The following is a 21,611-nucleotide window of genomic DNA, read 5'->3' as shown; positions in this document are numbered from 1 at the left end:
ACATCGGTGCGCACGACAAGCACCCCAGCCGCACGCAGCGACCTGACCAGCATGGGGCTGGGGTGTCCGTACCGGTTGTCTGCGCCGACACTGATCACAGCCACCCGCGGTGACACGGCGGTGAGGAATTGCGGCAGCGTGTATCGCGAGCCGTGATGCGGAACCTTCAGCACATCGGCACGTAGGTCCGCGCCGGAGGCGATCAGGTCGGCCTGCGCCGCTTGCTCGATGTCACCGGTCAGCAGCACCCTTCCTGCGGGCGTGCTCGCTCGCAACACGACAGACGAGTTGTTGATCACCGTCCCTTCGTCGGCGTTGGGGGTGACGTAGCGCGGCCCGAGGACGTCGAGCGTGAGCTGCGGCCATTGCAGCTGCTGTCCCACCTGCAGGTGCAGCAAAGGCAAGCCGCGAGCGTCGACGATGCGTGCCACTTCGCGCCACGCCCATTGCGGAGACCGACCGTCGCCCACTGCGACGCCTCCGACTGAACGTCCGTCGACCAGCGCTTGCAGACCTCCGATGTGGTCGGCGTGGAGGTGACTGAGCAGCACCAGCGGAATCTTGTCGATGCCCAGCTGCTCGAGGCAGCCGTCGATGTCGCCGAGCTCGGTGCCGGCATCGACCACGACCCCTTCGCCCGGCCGACCGGTGGCCAGAACGAGGCCGTCCCCCTGGCCGACATCGCACGCAACCATGAACCAAGCAGGTGGCGGCCAACCGGGGCTCCGCACCCGCACCGGTACGACAACCACGACGGCCGCGAGCACCAACGCGACCACGATCACCCGCCACCGCCGGTGACGCATCAGTAGGACTGCGATGCCGCACACGGCCGCGGCCAGCAAGCCGCCCCACCAACCCTCCGGCCACGCGACGACGGCCCCGGGGATGGCCGCAGCCTGGCGCGCAACGACAATCAGCCACGTCACCTCTGGGCCCGCCGCGTGAACGAAGAGCTCGGCCAACCACGGCCACAGCGGCGCGGCCACGGTTGCCAGGAAGCCGAACACCGTCGCCACCGCCACGACCGGTGCCGCCAGCACGTTTGCCGCGACGGTCATCAGCCCTATCTCGCCGGTGACGCCCGCGAGGATCGGCACCGTGACGACGAATGCTGCCAGCGGCACCACGACCCCTTCTGCGATCGGCCGCGGGACACCACGCCGCCGAAGCGCCTCTGCCCAACCGGGAGCAAGCAGAACGAGTGCGGCGGTAGCCACCACGGACAGTGCGAAGCCCACGTTGACGGCCATTGCCGGATCCAGGAGGACGAGCACGATGACCGCGACGCACAACGCGGGCACGGCTGACCTCTCCCGCCCCAGATACAGAGCCAGCAAACCGACACCCGCCATGACTCCGGCCCGCAGCACGCTCGGCTCGTACCCGACCAGCACGACGAACCCGACCAGCACCGCAGCAGCCGACAGCGCCGACGCCCGCGGTCCGAGCCGAGTCAGGCGGGCGACCATCAACACTGCTCCGCACACGATCACGAGGTTCGAACCCGAGACCGCAGTCAGGTGCGACATCCCGGCATCGCGGAACTCGGCCTCGACTCGGGGTGACATGCGCGTCGTGTCGCCGACAACCAGGCCTGGCAGCAAACCGGCTTCTTCGGGGTCGAGGACCCCAGCCGCACGACGCAATGCCTCGCGCATGAACGCAGCAGCCCGCTGCCACCACGGAGCCGCGGTGACCGCACTCGGAGGTCTGCGCACGTGCAGGACAGCCACGGTCATCTCGCCAGGGCGAGCCGCAGACAACCTCCCTTCTGCAGTGAGAACTTGACCAGGCACGAGACCAGACCATCCAGCCTCGAGCGCGATCACCAGGATCCGGCCGGTGCTCTCCACCGGGTGTCGGTCCACGACGACCCGCTGCGCTTCGGTCAGGACTTTCACGGCTGAGCCACCGCGATCGTTGGCATATCCCACGCCGCGAATCGGCCGCGCCCGCTCGGAGACAACCAGCCGCATCTGCGCTGTGTCACCGCGCTCGGCAACGGCTCGCAATGGGTCGGTACTGACGCTGTGGAGGACGTCCGACAGTGGCCAGGCGACGAGCAAGCCGCAGACCAGCAGAACACCAGCTGAGCCAACCGACCGCCGCCCCCTGAGCAACCCCGCCGCTACGACCACCGCGGCGCTGCCACCGATCAGCGCACACCACCAGCCGATCAGCAATCCGGTGAGACCGGACAGCCACACCAGCAAAGCGGCTGGGACCAGTCGCAGATCAGGGCCGGCGACCGACCGTCGACTGCCCAGAGCAGCTACCGACGGTGTCACACGACGACCCGATCCCGCAGTTGCGCCAATCTGCGCTCGCCGATGCCGTCCACCTCGCGCAACTGCTCGACCGCCGTGAACGGTCCGTTGCGCTCTCGCCAGGCGAGGATGTTGGCCGCGGTGACCTCACCGACGCCGGGCAGCTGTTCCAGCTGTTCCGCTGTTGCCGAGTTGATGTTGATCTTGCCGGCGGGATCGCCCGCCCCGGCACCGCCCGCTCCCGTGCCGGCGGGGGTACCGGCGGCACCAGGCGAGGGAACGAAGATCTGCTCGCCGTCGGTCACCTTGCGGGCAAGGTTCACCGTCCTGAGATCGGCTTTCGGTTTGACGCCACCGGCCGCGCGCAACGCGTCGTCAACGCGAGCGCCCGGTGGCAAGCGCACCAGCCCTGGCTTTCGGACCTCCCCCACGACGCTGACAACCATCGACTCGGTGCGCGGCGCCGACGAGATACTTGGCGATCCGCGCTGGGCGACGGGCAGGGGCGGCGCGCCCACCGGCTCCGGTTCCGACCGCGTCAGGACAGCGACCAGCACGAGGGCAATCACCACAACGATGACGCCGGTAGCGATCAACACACGGTGCGGTAGAGAAGCAGCCTGCCGGACGACGTCGCGCGCCCCGTCAAGGCGGTGTTTCCCGCTCCCGGGCTCCCACCACCGGACGCGCGCCCCGCACTCGGGCTCCTCCACCACCTCCACGGCCTCTGGCGACTGCGTTGTTCGCCTCCGCGCTTGGCGCGCTGATCCAACACGACGGTCGGCCGAGAAGCCGGCTTTGTCGTCGGTGGCCTCCGGCGAGGCGTCACCGGAAGCGATCCGGGACAGCCGGTGTACGGAACGATCTGGGATTCCGCGCTCGAACATGTGGTCGACGCTAGATGGGGTGCAGGCCTCCAGGTAGTTGGTTGCGGGGCGGTTGTGGACAACCGCGGGTTGTGGACAACTCCTGCCAGCGGGTGGGCAGGCATTCCGTCAGCCTGCGCGTCTTCGATCAGTCCTTCGGCGGCAGTTGCACGACGACGCCGAAGACCCCGGGACCGGTGTGCGCGCCGATCACGGCACCGAGCTCGGACACGACACAGCCGCTGGCCTGCGGAATCGCATCGGACAGTTCGTCAGCCAACAACACGGCCCGGTCCGGCGACCCCAGGTGCTGAACCGCGAGTTCGACCGGCTCCTCCCCTGCCTGCGCGGCCGCCAACTCGACCAGCCTGCTCAGGGCCTTGCTCATGGTGCGCACCTTCTCCAACGGCCTGATGCGCCCGTCTTCGATATGCAGTAACGGCTTCATCGCCAGGGCCGTCCCCAACAGCGCACTGGCTGACGAGATGCGCCCACCCCGCCGCAGGTACTCCAACGTCGACACCACGAACACCGTTCGTGAGCGAGCCGCCGCTCGCACCGCAACAGCCTCGACGTCCGCCGCAGACGCTCCAGCGGCGGCAGCCTCTGCCGCGTGCAGCACCGCGAACCCGAGCGCCATGCACGTCGTGCGCGAATCGACGACGCGAACCTTTCCCGGGCCACGCTCAGCGCAGACCTCGTCCGCGGCGGTCACTGCGGCCGACCACGTTCCGGACAGTTCACGCGACAAGTGGATCGACACCACGGCCTCGGCCCCGGCGTCCAGCACCTGCCGGTAGGCCGCGGCGAGCTCGCTGGGATTGGGCATCGACGTCGTCACCCGGCGGCGTGCGGTCAGCGCGGCGATCAGCTCCGACGGCCCGACATCGACGCCGTCACGACCGCACTCGCCGTCCACCAGCACGTTCAGCGGCACGACGGTGATGTCGTGCCGCTTGGCGAAACCCTCGGGAAGGTAAGCCGTGGAGTCGGTGACGACGGCAACGGGCACGGCGTCCAGAGTAGTCAGCCTGCGCCGCTGACATCGGACCGTGGAACTGGGGATTTGTCACACCCGGACGGGAGCAGCGGCGACAGCGTCGCGGCCATGGCCTCCCCTACCAAGCGATGCCCCTCCCAGCCCCAGTGCATGCCGTCCGGGTTGCCCCGCCCGCTGAACACGTGCTCACCCACGATGGCGGGCAGATCCACCAGCGGAACGTTCACCTGCTTCGCCCAGCGCGCAATGGCCTCGGCAGCCGGGTCTCGCACCGTGTGCACGTACCCGTACGACTCGGCCCGGTGGATCGACGGCAGGATCCCGACGATCGGCAGCTCCGGCCGCAGCGTTCGGAGCGCTCCGACCGCGGTGTCCAGGTAGCGCACGGTCAACCGCACGGGCAATGCCGCCGGGCGCCCCCGCAACAACACCGCCAGTCGAGGCTGCGCGGCCAGGTACCCCTTGCGGACCATTCGGCGCAGCCCGTCCGGGCGCAAGTAGCGCAAGCCCGTGCGCAGATATGTCGGCAGCGGGGACGGGAGCGTGTCCATGCTGCCCACGGCCAGCACGACCGCATCGACCCGCCGCAAGTCCGCCCACACCCGCGGGTCCTCGATCATCGCCCACCACGCGTCTCGGGCGGTCCAGCCCGCCCTGGCGACCAGGTCGGCCGCACCGCCGAGCTTCGCTGCTGCCACGTTCGGCCAGAGCCGTTCGTCGTCCGCCGCTCGCGGGCCGTCCGGCCCGTGGAAGCTCAGCGAGTCCCCGAACACCAGCAGCCGTGGACTCACCCGGTCATCCCCACGTTGTAACCGTGCAGACGCCACTTGTCGGCCGGGCGGTTCAGCTCGACCCAGTGACAGTTGCCGATACCACCCAGCAACGTCCAGTGGCTCAGCGGTAGCTCGAGCAGGGCCGCGGTGAGCGCAACGATCAACCCTCCGTGCGCGGCAAGCAACACCACCTCGTCCGACCCGCGCTCGAGATCCGCGACGACCTGCAGGGCACGTTCGGCGACCTCCACGCGACTCTCCCCACCGGGTGGGGCCCAGGTGGCGTCCGCGCGCCACTTGTCCCGTTCACCGGGCCAGCCGGCGTCCACCTCGGCGCCGGTGAGACCCTGCCATTCGCCGAGGTGTGTCTCGCGCAAGCGCTTGTCGATGCGCAGCGGAACTCCGATGCCCTCGGTCAGCACCATCGCCGTGTCGGTGGCGCGGCGAAGGTCGGACGACACCACCAGATCCGGTTCGAACCTGGCCAGTGCGGGCACCGCGAACCGCGCCTGATTCCATCCGACCGCCGTCAGTTCGGTGTCGAGATGGCCTTGCATGCGGCCGGACGCGTTGTAGGTCGTCTCGCCGTGGCGCCACAGCACCAACCGCCTGACCCTGCCCGGCGGCTGCGTCACGTCTGCGACCCGCCGGCGTCCTCGAGCCCGGGCACCTCCAACACCGGGCAGTCCTTCCACAAGCGCTCCAGGCCGTAGAACGAGCGCTCCTCGGTGTGCTGCACGTGGACCACCACGTCGACGTAGTCCAGCAGCACCCAGCGGCCTTCCCTGGCGCCTTCCCGCCGCGCGGGCTTGTGCCCGATCGCCAGCAGCTTCTCCTCGATGTTGTCCACGATCGCGCCGACCTGGCGCTCGTTGGGCGCCGACGCGATCACGAACACGTCGGTGATCACCAGGCGCTCGGACACATCGAGCAGCACGATGTCGGACGCCTTCTTGTCGGCGGCCGCATGCGCTGCCGCCTCCGCTACCGTGCGTGCCTCGGCCGTGGCTGCCACTTACCGCTCTCCTGTCGTCGATGTCAGCTGGTTGAGCCTACCTGGTGGGTACGACTGCATTATCCGGCGTCGCCGGGCTCGGGACCGCTCAGGCCGTCATGCCGCCTGCTGGTCGTCCAGGTAGAGGCGGTGTTTGTGGATGTAGCGGACCACTCCGTCGGGAGTGAGGTACCAGATCGGTGCGCCCTCGCGAACCCGCTCGCGACAGTTGGTGGACGAGATGGTCATCGCCGGGACGTCCACGAGGGAGACCTTGCCCTCCGGCAAGTGGTGATCGTCGAGCTGGTAGCCGGGTCTGGTGACGCCGACGAAGTGCGCCAGGTCGAACAAGTCGTCGGCGTTGCGCCAGGTGAGGATCTGCTCGAGAGCGTCCGCGCCGGTGATGAAGAACAGCTCGGCGTCCGGCATTTCCTCCCGCAGTTGTCGCAGCGTGTCGACGGTGTAGGTGCGCCCGGGCCGATCGATCTCGATCCGGCTGACCCGGAAGACCGGGTTGGACGCCGTCGCGATGACCGTCATCAAGTAGCGGTCCTCGGCCGGGCTGACGTCCAGGTGCGCCTTCTGCCACGGCTGTCCGGTCGGCACGAACACCACTTCGTCCAGCCCGAATCGCCACTGGACCTCGCTCGCGGACACCAGGTGGCCGTTGTGAATCGGGTCGAACGTGCCCCCCATGACGCCGACCCGTCGACGCTCTGCCATGAGCCGAAAGCTTACGACAGTGCCGCGAGTGGACCGTTCAGTGCGCGTTCTCGGCGGATCACGTGCGTTGCGTGGGTGGCATGGGGTAGGCCTGAAGCGTGGACATCGACACGTTGCGGACCCGAGCCGAAGATCTCCTGCGGGCCATCGCCGGGGAGAGCGCTCGACTGCGCCCTGATCAGTGGCAGGCCATCGAGGCGCTTGTGGCGGATCGCCGGCGTGCTCTGGTGGTGCAACGCACCGGCTGGGGTAAGTCGGCCGTCTACTTCATCGCGGCAGCCCTGCTGCGGGAGCAGGGCGCGGGTCCCGGCGTGATCGTCTCGCCGTTGCTCGCATTGATGCGCAACCAGATCGCGGCCGCGACCAGCGCCGGCATCACGGCGGTCACCATCAACTCGACGAACCAGCACGAGTGGGCCGAAGTCGAGGAGGCGATCGCCGACGGCCGGGTCGACGTGCTGCTGGTCAGTCCGGAGCGGCTCAACAACCCGCAGTTCCGGGACCTGGTGCTGCCGAAGCTCACCGCGTCGGCGGGCCTGCTCGTGGTGGACGAGGCGCACTGCATCTCCGACTGGGGGCACGATTTCCGCCCGGATTACCGACGCCTGCGAACCTTGATCGCCGACCTGCCAGTTGGCGTGCCGGTACTGGCGACGACCGCTACGGCCAATGACCGCGTCGTCGCCGACGTCAGCGAGCAGCTCCTGCACAACGCAGGCGAGCCGCTGGTGCTGCGCGGCCCGTTGGACCGGCCGAGCCTCCGCCTGGCGGTCGTCGACCTGACCACGGCGGAAGCGCGACTGGCGTGGCTCGGCCAACGGCTGGCCGAGCTGCCCGGATCGGGGATCATCTACACGCTCACGGTGGCCGCGGCGGAGGACACGGCCACCTACCTGCGTGAACTCGGCTACGACGTGGCCGCCTACACCGGCAAGACCGAGCCGGCCGAGCGTGAGCGAGCCGAGCAAGACCTGCTCGACAACAACGTCAAGGCGCTCGTGGCCACCTCGGCGCTGGGCATGGGGTTCGACAAGCCGGATCTTGGCTTCGTCGTTCACCTCGGCGTCCCGGCCTCACCGATCGCCTACTACCAGCAGGTGGGCCGAGCCGGGCGCGGCGTGGAGCGAGCCGAGGTCATCGCCTTGCCCGGCAGGGACGACAAGGCGATCTGGTCCTATTTCGCCTCGCTGACCTTCCCCGAACGGCAGGTGGTCGAGCAGGTTCTGGACGCGCTCGCCAGTCACGGCAAGCTCTCCACGGCGGCGCTCGAACCGCTGGTCGAGTTGTCTCGCTCGCGGCTCGAGCTGGTGCTGAAAGTCCTGGATGTCGACGGAGCGGTGCGACGGGTGCGCGGGGGGTGGGAGCCGACCGGTCGCCCGTGGAGCTACGACGCCGAACGCTACGCCAGGGTCGCAGCGGCGCGAGAGGCCGAGCAGGCGGCGATGCTGGAATATCTGGCCACGTCGGATTGCCGCATGGAATTCCTGCTCAAACAATTGGACGACCCGCACGCCGCGCCTTGTGGGCGGTGTGACAACTGCACCGGCAAGCACTGGCCCGCTGAGGTCGACGAGCAGGCCATGGCGAAGACGGCGGATCGGCTTCGCCGGCCGGGTGTCGAGGTCGGCCCGCGGCGCATGTGGCCGAGTGGACTGCGCTCGATCGGAGTCGAGCTGTCCGGGAAGATTCCGTCCGACGAACTCGCCGAGCCAGGACGAGCGTTGGGGAGGCTGACCGACATCGGCTGGGGTGGACAGCTGAGGGCGCTCGTCGGCCCTGGTGCCGAGGACGGCCCGCTGCCGCAGTCGGTGTTCGCGGCATGCATACGCGTGCTGGCCGACTGGAACTGGGCAGAGCGACCTGTCGGCGTGGTGGGCATCGACTCGAGCTCCCGACCGCAGCTCGTGCGAAGTTTCGTCGAGCGCATCACCACCACGGGCAGGTTGCCGTTACTCGGCTTCTTGACCGCGAACGGTCCGCCGGGTTCCCGCAGCAACAGCGCACAGCGTGTTGCACACCTGCAGTCGCGGCTTCAGCTTCCGCCCGATGTCGCCGAGAACATCCGGACGGCTCCTGGCCCGATCCTGCTCGTGGACGACTACACCGACACGGGGTGGACGTTGGCGATGGCGGCGCGGCAGCTGCGACGGGCGGGCGCTCGGGCCGTGCTGCCGTTCGTCCTCGCGTCGACGACGTGATCGAGCGGGCGCAAGAAGTTCCCGTCGGCGGGTACGTCTCAGCGCGCGAGTGGCACGAGATCGTCGGCGTGCACGACCTCGCGGCGCTGCTCCTCCGGCAGCTCGTGGGTCGACCGGCCGATCATGCCGGGCAGTTCCCCGGCGTCGTAGGCCACGACGCCGCGGGCGACCACGCGCTCCTGCGGGTCGACCAGGTCGACGACGTCGCCGGCCACGAAGTCACCGTCGACGCCGGTGATCCCGGCGGCCAGCAGCGAGCGCCGACGCTTCACCACGGCAGCGACCGCACCGTCGTCCAGGTGCAGGCGGCCCGCCGAGCCGGCCGCGTAGCCGAGCCAGAAGCGGCGAGCAGGGAGGCGGGATTTCTTGGCGGCGAAAGCAGTGCCGACGTCTGCGGAGCTCAGCGCCCGGGTCGCGTCCGCGGCGGCGGCGAGCAGCACCGGGATCCCGCCCGCCGTTGCCGTCTGCGCGGCTGCGATCTTGGAGATCATGCCGCCGGTACCCAGGCCGGAGCTGGACATGCCCACGTCCAGGCCTTCCAGGTCGTCGGCCGAGCGCACTTCGGTGATCGCGCGTGTGGCTCCCCGCCGCGGATCACCGTCGTAGAGCGCGTCCACGTCGGACAGCAGCACCAACGCGTCTGCGCGCACCAGGTGAGCAACCAGGGCCGCGAGCCGGTCGTTGTCGCCGAACCGGATCTCCTCGGTCGCCACCGTGTCGTTCTCGTTCACCACGGGGACGGCGCCGAGCGCAAGCAGCTTGTTCAGCGTGCGCTGGGCGTTGCGGTAGTGGGCTCGCCGGACCACGTCGTCGGCGGTCAGCAGAACTTGGCCGACGGTCAGTCCGAAGCGGCCGAACGACTCGGCGTAGGCGTGCGCCAAGGCGAGCTGCCCCACGCTCGCCGCAGCCTGCTGGGTGGCCAGGTCCCGGGGCCGGGCCGCCAGCGACAAGGGCGAGATGCCCGCGCCGATGGCGCCGGAGGACACCAGCACCACCTTCGTGCCCGCCTTGATCCTGCTCACCACCGCGTCGACCAGCGCGTCGAGCCGGGTCCGGTCCAGGCCGTCCCTGGCGGTGGTGAGTGCGGACGAACCCACCTTCACAACCAACGTCCGCGCCGAAACCACAGCGGCACGGGTTGACGTTCGTGTCACTTGCCGGCTCCACCGTCATGGACTGAGTTGTCAGCCTCGACGACCGCGTCTGCCGCGTCGTCAGCCTCTGCTGCTTCGTCCTCTGCCGGCGCGCCCTCCCGCCGGATGCGCCGCGCCTCCTTGCGCTCGGCGGCGCTGACCCGACCGGACCGCTCGAGTCTGACGTCCGTCCCGCGCCCGGAAAGCTGGTGCGCAACGCCTGCGGGTGTCGACGGTTCCCAGTCGAACGTGACCGAACCGATGGTCACCGCACTGCCGGGGACGGCGCCGGCCTTGGCCAACGCTTCTTCCACACCGAGCCGCGCAAGCCGATCGGCCAGGTACCCGATGGCCTCGTCGTTGTTGAAATCGGTCTGCCGCACCCAACGCTCGGGCCGTTCCCCACGCACGATGAACGCGTCCGGGTCATCGGGGTCGCGGGTGACGGTGAAACCCGAGTCGTCCACGGGCTTCGGGCGCAGCACGATCCGCTTGGGCTGAGGCGCCGGAGCGTTGGCGCGGTGCTCCTCGACCACCTTGGCCAGCGCGAAGCTCAGCTCGCGTAGCCCCTTCCTGGTCGCCGTGGACACCGCGAAGACGTCGAGCCCGCGCGCTTCGATGTCCGGCCGGACCAGTTCGGCGAGTTCGGCGGCGTCGGGCACGTCGATCTTGTTCAGCACCACGATCCGTGGCCGCTCGGCGAGGTCGCCGCCCAGCCGAGGCGTGTAGCGGGCCAGCTCTTCCTCGAGCGCGTCGATGTCGGAGAGCGGATCCCGGTTCGGCTCGAGGGTGGCGCAGTCGACCACGTGCACCAACACCGCGCACCGCTCGATGTGCCGCAGGAAGTCCAAACCCAGGCCCTTGCCCTGGCTCGCCCCGGGGATCAGCCCGGGCACGTCCGCCATTGTGAAGTCCGTGTCCCCCGCAGTGACCACACCGAGGTTCGGCACCAGCGTGGTGAACGGATAGTCGGCGATCTTGGGCCGTGCCGCGGACAGTGCGGCGATGAGCGACGACTTGCCTGCTGATGGGAACCCCACCAGGCCGACGTCCGCCACCGATCGCAGCTCGAGCACCAAGTTGCGGGACTCGCCTTCTTCGCCGAGCAACGCGAAGCCTGGAGCTTTCCGCGCTTTCGAGGCCAATGCCGCGTTCCCGAGGCCGCCCCGGCCGCCGCGAGCCGCGACGTACCTGGTGCCCGGGCCGACGAGGTCCGCGAGCACTTCACCGTCCTCCGACAGCACCACCGTGCCGTCCGGGACCTTCAGCTCGAGCGACTCGCCCGCGGCTCCCGCACGGTTCGAACCCTGGCCCGGCTTGCCGTTGCCGGCCCGCGCGTGCGGCCGGAAATGGAAGTCGAGCAGCGTGTGCACGCCGGGATCGACCACCAACACGACGTCGCCACCGTTGCCACCGTTGCCACCGTCCGGGCCGCCCAGCGGCTTGAACTTCTCCCGATGGATCGACGCGCAGCCGTTCCCGCCGTTACCCGCGGTGACATGGATCACCGCGCGATCGACGAATCGGGACATCGCAGACTCCAGTATGTGACATCGAAAAGGGGCGGGCTCCGGAAGCTCATCCGGTTCCCGCCCCTATTCGGGTGGCTGTGCGGTGAGCGGTCAGCTCTCCGCCGGAACGACGCTGACCGTCTTGCGGCCGCGCTTCTCGCCGAACTGCACGGAGCCGGCGGCAAGCGCGAACAGCGTGTCGTCACCACCGCGGCCGACGTTGAGACCGGGGTGGAATTTGGTCCCGCGCTGCCGGACAAGGATCTCGCCGGCGTTCACGACCTGGCCGCCGAAGCGCTTGACCCCAAGACGCTTGGCGTTGGAGTCACGACCGTTGCGGGAGCTGGATGCGCCCTTCTTGTGTGCCATGGCTGGTGAACTCCCTTACGCCTTGATGCCGGTGACCTCGACCCGGGTCAGCCGCTGACGGTGACCCTGCCGCTTGTGGTACCGAGTCTTGTTCTTGAACTTGTGGATGCGGATCTTGGGGCCTTTGATCTGCTCGACCACCTTGCCGGTGACGGAAACCTTGGCGAGCTTGTCGGCATCCGTGGTGACCTTGTCTCCGTCGACGTAGAGCACCGCGGGAAAGCTCAACTCACTGCCCGGCTCGCCCTCGAGCTTCTCAACCTCGACCACGTCACCCACGGCGACCTTGTACTGCTTGCCGCCGGTCTTGACGATCGCGTACGCCGACACGGATGCTCCTGGCTGCTCGATGGTGAATGGGGCTTGCGTGCTCAACCGCGCAGTGCGCGGCCGTCATCGCAGGCAACCCGCACTAGCTGCGGGCCGATGTATAGGTTACGTTGTCCTGCTCGACGGCCGCGCACCGGGGTCAGCTGATCTCTTCCTGTGGTGGGCCTGCCGGGCGAGACGCCGCTCGCCGAGCACGCCGTGGTGCGGGCCTGGCCACCGGGGTGACCACTTCGGACCCACCCGGCGACCCTGCCGGCGCGGTGTGCACCGGCATGACCACGGGCGGCGTCTTCGGCACCGGCGGACCCGCCGGCCGGGACACCGGGAGCTTCTTGGTCGTCTGCCGCACAGCGGAAGTCCGCAGCGTCGTCGCGCCGGTCTGGCTCGACTGTCCCTCGGTCGACTGCTGTCGGGCATCGGAGGCCGGCTGACCGCCCGAACTCGCGGCGAGCGCACCCTCGCGCTCAGCACCTGCCGCAGGTGTGGCTTGCCGACCGGCCGCCGGCTCGTCACTCGTGCGCGCAGTGGCCGCGGACTCGTCGCCTTCCGCCGACCGGTCGGGACCCGGGCTCGCAGGCCGAGCGGGTTCCTCGCGGTGCTTCCGGCCCGCCGGGGCCGCATCCTTTGTCTCGGTGGACGTTTCGGGTGCGGTCGCCGCTGCCGTGGGCGAGCTTTCCTCGGCGGTCTCGGTCGCCGGTGCGGTGTCCGCCTCGGGCGCCTTCTCAGCCGCCGCAGTCTTCGCCGCCGGTGCACTCTCTGCCGCCGCGGTCCTTTCCGGGGGTGCGGACTTCTCCGCCGCCGCGGCCTTTTCCGCGGGTGCGGACTTCTCCACCGCCGCGGCCTTCTCCGTGGGTGCGGTCTTCTCCGCAGGGGTCTTCTTCTCCGCGGACGCGGTCCCCGCCGCCGGGGCGGACTCCGCCAACCCGGCATCGGCCTGCGGGCTCGCGACCTTCTCACCGGCCGTCCTGTCGCTCAGCGCTTCCTTCACCGCGGTACCCGTGCCGCCTTCCGAGCCCGACTGCTTCGGCTTGGCCGCGGCCGACGCGATCGCGGCAACCGCGCTGGCCACGCTCTCCCGCTGCTGCGGGGTCGGCTCCGGCGCCACGGGCGCCGATTCCTGTTTGCCACGCTTGCGGCCTTGCTTGCCGCCGCCACCACCGTCGGAGCCCGACGGCGCCAACCGCGGCTCGGTGGACACGATCACACCGCGGCCCTTGCAGTGCTCACACGGCGTCGAATAGGCCTCGAGCAGCCCGGTGCCGACTCGCTTACGGGTCATCTGCACCAAGCCGAGCGAGGTGACCTCGGCGACCTGATGCCGCGTGCGGTCACGCGCCAGACATTCGGTCAGCCTGCGCAGCACCAGCTCGCGGTTGGACTCCAGCACCATGTCGATGAAGTCGATGACGATGATGCCGCCGATGTCCCGCAACCGCAGCTGCCGCACGATCTCCTCGGCGGACTCCAGGTTGTTGCGGGTGACCGTCTCCTCCAGGTTGCCGCCGGAGCCGGTGAACTTGCCGGTGTTGACGTCGATGACGGTCATCGCCTCGGTGCGGTCGATGACCAGGTAGCCACCCGACGGCAGCCACACTTTGCGGTCCAGCGCCTTGGTGATCTGCTCGTCGATGCGGTAGTCGTGGAAGACGTCGCCGGTGCCGGTGTAGCGCTCCAGGCGATCCGCCAGGTCAGGCGCCACGTTCTGCACGTACGACTCGATGGTCTCCCACGCGACCGAGCCCTGGACGACCAGCTTGCTGAAGTCTTCGGTGAACAGGTCGCGCACGACCTTCACCAGCAGGTCCGGCTCCTCGTACAGCAGCGCCGGGGCCTTCTTGCCCTTCTTGCCGCCGTTGCCGACCTTGCCCGCCTTCTCGCAGATGGTCTCCCACTGCGCCTTGAGCCGGTTGATGTCGCGGGCCAGCTCTTCCTCGCTGATCCCTTCCGACGCGGTGCGGATGATCACGCCGGCGTCGTCCGGCACGATGCGCTTGAGGATCTCCTTGAGCCTGCGCCGCTCGTTCTCCGGCAGCTTGCGGCTGATCCCCGTGGCGCCACCGCCGGGCACGTACACCAGGTACCGACCCGGCAGTGAGATCTGGGTGGTCAGCCGTGCTCCCTTGTGACCGACCGGGTCCTTGGTGACCTGCACCAGCACCTGGTCACCGGTGGACAGCGCCTGCTCGATCTTGCGCGACTTGCCTTCCAGGCCCGCCGCGTCCCAGTCGACCTCACCGGCATACAGCACCGCGTTGCGGCCCCGCCCGATGTCGACGAACGCAGCCTCCATCGACGGCAGCACGTTCTGCACCCGGCCGAGGTAGACGTTGCCCACGATGGAGCCCTGCCCGGACGAGGTGACGAAGTGCTCGACGAGCACACCGTCCTCCAGCACACCGATCTGCGTGGTGCGCTCACCTTTGCCTGCCTGCTCGCGCACCACCATGGTGCGTTCCACCGATTCGCGGCGAGCCAGGAACTCGGCTTCGGACAGGATCGGCGCGCGGCGGCGGCCTGCCTCCCGGCCGTCCCGACGGCGCTGCCGCTTGGCCTCCAGCCGCGTGGACCCGCGCACGCTGCGCACCTGGTCCTCGGCCGACTTGGACGAACTCGACTCGTCGTCCGCGCCTTCCGAAATTGCGTCGTCACCGGAGCTCCGCCGACGGCGGCGCCTGCGACGGCGCCGGGTCGAACCCTCGGACTCGTCACCGTTGGAGTCTGCGCTGCCCTCGTCCGACGACGCGTTCTCGCTGCCTGCGGACCCTTCGCCGCCGGCGGTGTCGGCGCTGCTGTCGTCGGCCTTCTTGTCGGCGCTGCTGTCGTCCTTCTTGTCGGCTTTCTTGTCAGCCTTCTTGTCGTCGTCCTTGGCGCTGCCGGAAGCGTCCTCGGCGCCCTTCTGATCGGGCTTGGCACCCTCCTGCGCCTCGGACTCGCCGGGCTCGGCCGAGCCGGACGACTGATCGGACGCCTGGTCGGACGATTCGCCCTTCCCACGGCCGCGGCCACGGCGTCCGCGCCGCCGCCTACGCCGGGTGCCCTGCTCCTCGCCGCCGCGGCTTTCGCCGTCCTGGGGCACGTCTTCCTCGGTCGACGACTCCTCGTCGGCCTCAGTGCTCGCCGGGATGGGTTCAACCTCCTCCGGCTGCACGAACACCGGCGCAGGCGGCGCGAAGACGGGCGCCGGAGCGGGTGGCTGCCCGCTGAACGGCGGGCTGGTCGGTGGCTCGGCCTGCGGCGGTTGCGGGGCCGAGAACAGCTGCTCCGGTGCCTGCGGTACGCCTGGTTTGCGCGGCTGGTCCGCCGCGGCCGGCTGCGTCCCGGATCCGGCGGATGGCCCTGGTCCCGTCGCCGGTGCGGCAGACGCCCCCGGTCGCGTTGCCGGCTCGGCCGGAGTCCCCGACCCGGTTGCCTGTGCGGTCGGGGCCTCGGCCGCCGGCGCCTTGGGTCCGCCGGCAGGCGCAGCCCCGGATGTGGCTTGAGGAGCCGACTCCGCATCCGTGGCGCCGGCCGCAGTTTCCTGGACAGCCTCATCTGCGGCGCCGCTGTCCGTCACGCCGTAGCTTTCCGCCAACCGCAACGCAACTCCGCGCGTGACGCTGGACTGCGGGCTGCGCGCGTCCAGGCCCTCCGCGGCCAGTTTGTCCAGCAGCTCCCTGCTGGTCTTGCCCAGCAGTTTCGCCAACGCATGCACGCGAATCCGCGGGGGGATCGACGACAGCGGAGCTGTTGCGGATGTGGCGGTGTTCCCGCCGGTTGATTCGGCGGGTGTTTCCGCGTTCGACATAAATCTCCTCCGCCCCCGGGCGCGTCGCGACATGCACTCCATGTCCCAACGCGGCCGCGCAGGGGCCCTTTCTGTTGTCAGCCGCCACGGCTCGCGCCCTGGCGGGAATCCTGTGTTACACCATCAACCACGTCGATAAGCCCCGGCGCGCTGCTGATGGCGGGTCGTTCTTCTCCTGCGGTCTGCCCGAGCACCCTCGCCCGACCATGCACTTTCAGGGCCTGACCTGGGCCTTTGTCGGGCCGCTTGCCGCGGCGCGAGCCGGCCTGGGCGCGGCGCTCGTCCGACGGACCGCCTGACCTCGGCGTCGACACCCGCACGTCGGGCGCCCGACACCAGGGCCATGGCCAGTATCCCACACCACGGGGGTCCTGCCCCGCAAGGGCGAACTTGCCCGCGCCATTCAGCTGCCCACCAGGCGAACTCGCTCGGCGGGTACCCAGGCCCCGTACGACAAATGCGCCCGCCCCACGTCGCGGGCTTCCGAGACGGAACACTCGCTGTCGTACGGGGATCCCTTGGCCGGCGTGTGGGCAACGCGTTGCGGGTCCCTCAGAGCCCCGCCGCCGAACTCCGCGCGGACCGTTCACGCCGACACCACGCCCACACAGCGACCTCTCGCGGCGTCCGTCGCCCACCACTGTCCTGCGGCCCCAGCCGAACGAACTTGCCCGCCCGGCGCCGTGGCCTCTTGTCGCGGCTGCGCACACTGGCTACCGTGCGCAGCTATGCCCCTGTTGCGGCCCCGTTTGCCTGCGTGGCGTTGGCTCGCGGTCGGCGCGGCAGCGCTGCTGTTGACAATGGTCACAACGGAGCCTCTCGCCACGGCGTCGGAAAAGCCCGAGAGCACGGACAGCACCGACGGTGAACGCTGCGCGGACTCCGGTGAGTCCCTGCGCTACCTGGTGCTCTTCGACGAGGACACCACGCGCGGTCAGGCACGCCGGGAAGTCAAGCGAGCCTGCGGCAAGCTGAGCGTGTACTACGCACCGATCGCGGTGGGAATCGCCACATCGACAGACCCGCAGTTCGTCGACAAGATCGGCCCCAGCCGGGCGTTCAGTGCCCAGGCCCACCGGGCGAGCGAATCCGGCCTCGGTTCGGCGAAGCGGCGCATCGCCGACCAGCAACCACCCGCGGACCTCAGCACCGAGGACAGGTCCGCCGAGCAATGGGGTCTGGACGTGATCAACGCGCGCGCGGCGCGTGCCACCTCCCGCACGAACGAGAAGGTCGTCGTCGGTGTGCTGGACTCCGGTATCGACGATCAGCACCCCGAACTGGCGGGTGTGGTCGACGCCAAGCGGTCGGCAAGCTGCCTCGACGGCAAGCCCGACCGCTCACGGAAGGCGTGGCGACCGTCGACCTCGGTCCACGGCACACACGTGGCCGGCACGATCGCAGCGGCGGACGACCACGCGGGCGTCGTCGGCGTGGCGCCGGGAGTGCGCCTTGCGTCCATCAAGGTGATCGACGACAACGGGCGCGTGGACCCCGAAGCAGCGGTGTGCGGCCTGATGTGGGCCACCAAGAACCACATCCGCGTGACCAACTCCAGCTTCTTCGTCGACACCGGACCGTCGTCCTGCATCACCGACGACGAGTTCGGTGTGGTGCGCGAGGCGATCACTCGCGCCGCGGACTACGCCACCGAGTCCGGGACGCTGAACATCGCGGCAGCCACCAACGAAGCCGTGAATCTCTCCCCCGCCACCAGCGACGGCGACGGGTGTGTGGCCCTGCCCGCCAGCGTGCCGTCGGTGATGACCGTCTCGGCGATCGACCGTGAAGGACTCAAGTCCGGCTACAGCTCGTACGGGCTCGGGGTCATCTCGCTGGCGGCCCCTGGCGGCGACGACGGCGAGTGCGTGCTGTCCACCGTTCCGGGCGGCTACTCGGACACCTGCGGCACGTCGATGGCCGCCCCTCATGTGGCCGGAGTTGCCGCCCTGCTGGCGGCGCAGAGGCCGGACGTGGGCCCTGCGGAGCTGCGCAAGACCTTGCAGTCGACCGCCAAGCAGACCGACTGTCCCGCGGACTACGACCGCACCGGCGACGGCCACCAGGACGCGTTCTGCACCGGCTACCGCGGCTACAACAGCTTCTACGGCCACGGCGTGGTGGACGCTCTCGCCGCGATCAAGGCGCTCGGCGCGCCGCCGGAGACCGCCGAGGACAACGCCTCGACGATCACCGCGTCGACGACGGGATCAGCGCAGCAGCATCGCCCCGATCCGGCGCGAAGTGGCGATGACACCGACCGCGGCAAGCCCGACGAGGACCGCCACGTGACCGAACATCGCCCAGTCGAAGACACCGTGCGCACACTGACGAAGCAGCTCGATGCCGTGATACAGGGGCGATAGTTGCACTGCCCACTGCAGCTCGGCCGGGTAGACCGACAGCGGGTAGAACGTCGTGGAGAACAGAAACAGCGGGATGGCCACCAACGAGATGTAGTCGAACTGCGTCGGTGACTGGATGTAGGTGGCCAGGGCCATGCCGACCGACGCGAAGGCGAACGCGATCAGTGCGGCCACCGGCACCATGAGCAGGGCCCACGTCGAGGGCAGCACGCCCATCGCGGCCATGACCGCCACGAACCCGAGCGAGTAGAACGAACCCCGCACGGTGGCCCAGCCGATCTCACCGATCGCCACGTCGTACGGGCCGAGTGGGGTGGCCAGCATCGCGTCGTAGAGCTTGTTGAACCGCAGCTTGAAGTAGATCGGGTACGTCGTCTCGAAGATCGCGCCGTTCATGGCCGCCGCGCCAAGCAGTGCGGGCGCGACGAACTGCTCGTACGGGATCGGTTCGCCCGCCGGCCCGATCACCGTGCCGACCAGCACACCGAAACCGACCTGGATCGCCAGCAGGTAGAACACCGGCTCGAGCAGGCCGGACAGCACGATCACCCAATGCCTGCGGGTCACCAACGCGGAGCGCTCGATCACCTTGTTCGCCTGGCCGGCGTACAGGCCTGGAGGCAGGACCCGCATCGTCAACGTAGGGGCAGCGCTTGCCGCCATGTCAGTTCACCAGCCTTCGCGCGAAGCCGCGCGTGGCCAGCGCGCCCCCGGTCAGCAGCAGAGCGAGCAGGTAGGCGAGGTGGCCGAGGAACGGCAACACGTCGAGTCCGCCGAGCGTGACGCCGCGAGCCAGCTCCGTGCCGTGCCACAACGGGGAGATCCAGGTCAGCCAGCGCACCCCGAGCGGAATCGAATCGACCGGGAAGAACGTGCCGGCGAACAACGTCATCGGAATGACCACCAGGCGCATGATCAACGTGAATCGGTTGCCCTCGTCGTAAGTGACCGACGCCAGCGCCATGACCGGCGTGGCGCAAGCCAGCCCGGTCAGCACCCCGACGAACATCACGAAGATCGCGCCCGCGTTGAGCCACGCGCCGAAGAACGTCGCGATCACCGTGTAGACCGCGCCTGCCAGCAGCAACCGCAGCGACATCCACTGCACCAGGCCCAGCACGATGCAGCCCGGGCGCATCGGCGTGGCGATCATCGCGATGTAGTGCTGCTGCCACTTGAAGCCGGACAACACCGGATAACTCGACTCGCTCACCGCGGTGAACACCACGCCGAGCAGCAACAGCGAGGGCGCGACGAAATTCAGGTAATCGACGCCCCCGGTGGCCGCGCTCGGCCGGACCTGCGAGCCGAAGCCGAGCCCCATCGCGGCCAGGAACAACAGCGGGTGCAGGCCACTGGAGAACAGGTTGGAATGCCAGTGCCTGCGGTACCACATCCAGTGCGCCTCGACGACCAGCCATGCGGTCCGCCACAAGCCGAGCACCCGCCCGGTGGACCGTTGTTGCACCACGGTGCTCATCAGTCGACCAAGGTCCTTCCGGTCAACCGTAGGAACACGTCCTCCAACGTGCTGCGCCGCACCAGCGACGACACCGGCCGCACGCCGCGAGCCGTCACCTGCTCCAGCGCCGCCTCACCGTTGGCGGTGTACAGCAGCAGCCTGTCCGGCAGCACCTCGACGCGCTCGGCCAGCCCCTCGACCTTCGCCTCGTGCCCGGCCTGCTCACCGGGCGCGAACCTCAGCTCCAGCACCTCACGGCTGGAGTACCGGCTGATCAGGGCCGACGGCGAGCCCTCCGCCACGATGCGGCCACCGTCCATCACCACCAGGCGGTCGCACAACTGCTCTGCCTCATCCATGTAGTGCGTGGTGATGATCAGCGTGACACCACGCTGCTTGAGCCGGAACAACCTGTCCCACAACAGGTGGCGCGCCTGCGGGTCCAGCCCCGTGGTCGGCTCGTCGAGCAGCAGCAGCTCCGGATCGTTCACCAACGACCGCGCAATGGTCAGCCGCCGCTTCATCCCGCCGGACAGCGACTCCACCTCGGCGTTCGCGCGGTCGGACAGCTGCGCGAACTCCATCAGCTCGACGGCCTTCTCGCGCACCTGCGCCCGGGACAGCCCGAAGAACCGCCCGTAGACCTGCAGGTTCTCCCGCACGGTCAGCTCGGTGTCCAAGTTGTCCTGCTGCGGGCACACGCCGATGCGCGCCCGGATACGCGGGCCGTCGATATCCGGATCCATCCCCAGCACGCGCAAATCACCGTCGCTGCGCGGTGACACGCACGCGATCATGCGCATGGTGGACGACTTGCCCGCTCCGTTCGGCCCGAGAAAGCCGAACGCTTCACCCTGATTGACCTCGATGTCGATGCCACGCACCGCTTCGAAGTCACCGAACCGCTTGACCAGCGCCTTGCCGGACACCAACGGCTGGGAGACCCCGCCTTCTGTCATGGCTCCAACACTAAGGCGGGCCACCGACAGTCTGCGAACAATTTTGGCCACCGGCCAAACGGGGCGCGAGGGACGAACATGGCACGGCGGCCGATCACGGGAGCGCGGGGCCAAACGAGGAGCGGCGGCCGAACACGGGGACATGGCTTCCGCAACGAGGCGCGGCGGCCGAACCAGGCGTACCGGCATAGACGCACGCGGCAGCCGAACCAGGGCGCGGCTTCCGCAACGAGGCGCGGCGGACCACGGGCCGCACCGGCCGAGACAGCGCAGGCCACGACCCGAACAGGGCGCGCGGCAAAAATGACGCGGCGCGGCCGGCAACCGTCCGACCGCGCCGCGCCGTCAGCTTCGCGTCGCGCAGCGTCAACCCGGTGCGCGTCCCCGGACTGCGCCGGTCAGCCCAGGTTGGGGAACCAGAGCTTGATCTCGCGTGCGGCCGACTCCGGCGAGTCCGAGCCGTGCACGATGTTGTTCTGCACCGCCAAGGCGAAGTCGCCCCGGATGCTGCCGGTGTCGGCCTTGACCGGGTCGGTCGCGCCCGCCAGCTGCCGGAACGCCTCGATCGCGCGGTCGCCCTCCACCACCGCGGCCACCACCGGGCCGGAGGTGATGAACGACAGCAGCTCGCCGAAGAACGGCTTGTCCTTGTGCTCGGCGTAGTGCTCCTCGGCCAGCTCGGTCGGCACGGTGCGCAGCTCGAGCGCGGCCAGCTTCAGGCCCTTGCGCTCGATGCGGCTGATGACCTCGCCGACCAGGCCACGGCTCACGCCGTCCGGCTTGACCAGCACTAGCGTCCGCTCAGTCACTTGAGAAGTCCCTTTCCTGCCAGCCGTTGTGACGAGCGCAGCTTACGAGCAGCTGAGCGGCACA

General features: G+C 69.4%; 16 protein-coding genes and 2 pseudogenes. 2 read left to right on the top strand and 16 right to left on the bottom strand.

Going from position 1 to position 21,611, the window contains the following annotated elements:
• Window positions 1-53 precede the first annotated feature (53 nt).
• The 7 genes and pseudogenes from YWM_RS25690 to nadD all read right to left on the bottom strand — a co-directional run.
• Window positions 54-1,661 (bottom strand): annotated as a pseudogene (locus YWM_RS25690) (ComEC/Rec2 family competence protein); the annotation flags it as partial.
• Window positions 1,662-2,287: 626 nt separating this feature from the next.
• The gene (locus YWM_RS26875) at window positions 2,288-2,701 is read right to left on the bottom strand and encodes a ComEA family DNA-binding protein (protein WP_245566010.1); all 414 of its coding nucleotides are present in this window, start codon (window positions 2,699-2,701) and stop codon (window positions 2,288-2,290) included.
• Between the two features lie 583 nt (window positions 2,702-3,284).
• Window positions 3,285-4,148 (bottom strand): DegV family protein, encoded by an 864-nt coding sequence (locus tag YWM_RS0111895; RefSeq protein ID WP_028850920.1) that lies wholly within the window; start codon window positions 4,146-4,148, stop codon window positions 3,285-3,287.
• A 14-nt stretch (window positions 4,149-4,162) separates the two neighbouring features.
• Window positions 4,163-4,927, bottom strand: coding sequence for a diglucosylglycerate octanoyltransferase (gene octT / locus YWM_RS0111890; RefSeq protein ID WP_028850919.1), 765 nt, complete (start codon window positions 4,925-4,927; stop codon window positions 4,163-4,165).
• A complete protein-coding gene (locus YWM_RS0111885) occupies window positions 4,924-5,544 on the bottom strand; it encodes a histidine phosphatase family protein (protein ID WP_028850918.1) in 621 nt (206 codons plus the stop codon). Before YWM_RS0111885 ends, octT begins: the two co-directional genes overlap by 4 nt.
• On the bottom strand, window positions 5,541-5,924 hold the full coding sequence (gene rsfS, locus YWM_RS0111880; protein WP_028850917.1) for a ribosome silencing factor: 384 nt from the start codon (window positions 5,922-5,924) through the stop codon (window positions 5,541-5,543). Before rsfS ends, YWM_RS0111885 begins: the two co-directional genes overlap by 4 nt.
• 96 nt (window positions 5,925-6,020) lie before the next feature.
• Complete coding sequence (gene nadD / locus YWM_RS0111875; protein ID WP_043660815.1) at window positions 6,021-6,626, bottom strand: nicotinate-nucleotide adenylyltransferase; 606 nt, start codon at window positions 6,624-6,626, stop codon at window positions 6,021-6,023.
• A gap of 98 nt (window positions 6,627-6,724) precedes the next feature.
• On the opposite strand from nadD, the gene YWM_RS0111870 reads away from it, so the two are divergent.
• Window positions 6,725-8,824 carry a RecQ family ATP-dependent DNA helicase gene (locus tag YWM_RS0111870; protein ID WP_028850915.1) on the top strand — a complete coding sequence of 700 codons (2,100 nt, stop codon included), beginning with the start codon at window positions 6,725-6,727 and terminating at the stop codon, window positions 8,822-8,824.
• Window positions 8,825-8,862: 38 nt separating this feature from the next.
• Here the strand turns inward: YWM_RS0111870 and proB are convergent, their stop codons facing one another.
• The 5 genes from proB to YWM_RS0111845 form a co-directional block, all read right to left on the bottom strand.
• Window positions 8,863-9,978 carry a glutamate 5-kinase gene (gene proB / locus YWM_RS0111865; RefSeq protein ID WP_028850914.1) on the bottom strand — a complete coding sequence of 372 codons (1,116 nt, stop codon included), beginning with the start codon at window positions 9,976-9,978 and terminating at the stop codon, window positions 8,863-8,865.
• Window positions 9,975-11,489, bottom strand: a complete 1,515-nt coding sequence (gene obgE, locus YWM_RS23320; protein WP_052344820.1) for a GTPase ObgE — start codon at window positions 11,487-11,489, stop codon at window positions 9,975-9,977. The genes proB and obgE overlap by 4 nt, the downstream gene beginning before the upstream one ends.
• A gap of 90 nt (window positions 11,490-11,579) precedes the next feature.
• On the bottom strand, window positions 11,580-11,837 hold the full coding sequence (gene rpmA, locus YWM_RS0111855) for a 50S ribosomal protein L27 (RefSeq protein WP_028850913.1): 258 nt from the start codon (window positions 11,835-11,837) through the stop codon (window positions 11,580-11,582).
• 15 nt (window positions 11,838-11,852) lie between these two features.
• Window positions 11,853-12,167 (bottom strand): 50S ribosomal protein L21, encoded by a 315-nt coding sequence (gene rplU / locus YWM_RS0111850; protein ID WP_028850912.1) that lies wholly within the window; start codon window positions 12,165-12,167, stop codon window positions 11,853-11,855.
• Between the two features lie 139 nt (window positions 12,168-12,306).
• A complete protein-coding gene (locus YWM_RS0111845) occupies window positions 12,307-15,951 on the bottom strand; it encodes a translation initiation factor IF-2 N-terminal domain-containing protein (protein WP_028850911.1) in 3,645 nt (1,214 codons plus the stop codon).
• Between the two features lie 728 nt (window positions 15,952-16,679).
• Here YWM_RS0111845 and YWM_RS23315 point away from each other — a divergent pair.
• A pseudogene (locus YWM_RS23315) lies at window positions 16,680-18,053 on the top strand (S8 family peptidase); the annotation flags it as partial.
• Window positions 18,054-18,161: 108 nt separating this feature from the next.
• Here YWM_RS23315 and YWM_RS0111835 read toward each other — a convergent pair.
• The 4 genes from YWM_RS0111835 to ndk all read right to left on the bottom strand — a co-directional run bounded on the left by YWM_RS0111835 (window position 18,162) and on the right by ndk (window position 21,547).
• On the bottom strand, window positions 18,162-18,950 hold the full coding sequence (locus YWM_RS0111835) for an ABC transporter permease (RefSeq protein ID WP_245566009.1): 789 nt from the start codon (window positions 18,948-18,950) through the stop codon (window positions 18,162-18,164).
• A 31-nt stretch (window positions 18,951-18,981) separates the two neighbouring features.
• Entirely contained in the window at window positions 18,982-19,797 is an 816-nt protein-coding gene (locus tag YWM_RS0111830; RefSeq protein ID WP_028850909.1) for an ABC transporter permease, read from the bottom strand.
• On the bottom strand, window positions 19,797-20,738 hold the full coding sequence (locus YWM_RS0111825) for an ABC transporter ATP-binding protein (protein WP_028850908.1): 942 nt from the start codon (window positions 20,736-20,738) through the stop codon (window positions 19,797-19,799). Before YWM_RS0111825 ends, YWM_RS0111830 begins: the two co-directional genes overlap by 1 nt.
• 398 nt (window positions 20,739-21,136) lie before the next feature.
• Window positions 21,137-21,547 carry a nucleoside-diphosphate kinase gene (ndk, locus tag YWM_RS0111820; protein ID WP_028850907.1) on the bottom strand — a complete coding sequence of 137 codons (411 nt, stop codon included), beginning with the start codon at window positions 21,545-21,547 and terminating at the stop codon, window positions 21,137-21,139.
• Between the last annotated feature and the right edge of the window lie 64 nt (window positions 21,548-21,611).

This window comes from Thermocrispum municipale DSM 44069 (assembly GCF_000427825.1).
In the GTDB taxonomy this organism is placed as follows: Bacteria; Actinomycetota; Actinomycetes; order Mycobacteriales; family Pseudonocardiaceae; genus Thermocrispum; species Thermocrispum municipale.
Note: the sequence above shows the minus strand (reverse complement) of the source record. Positions and strands in the feature narration are given on the sequence as shown.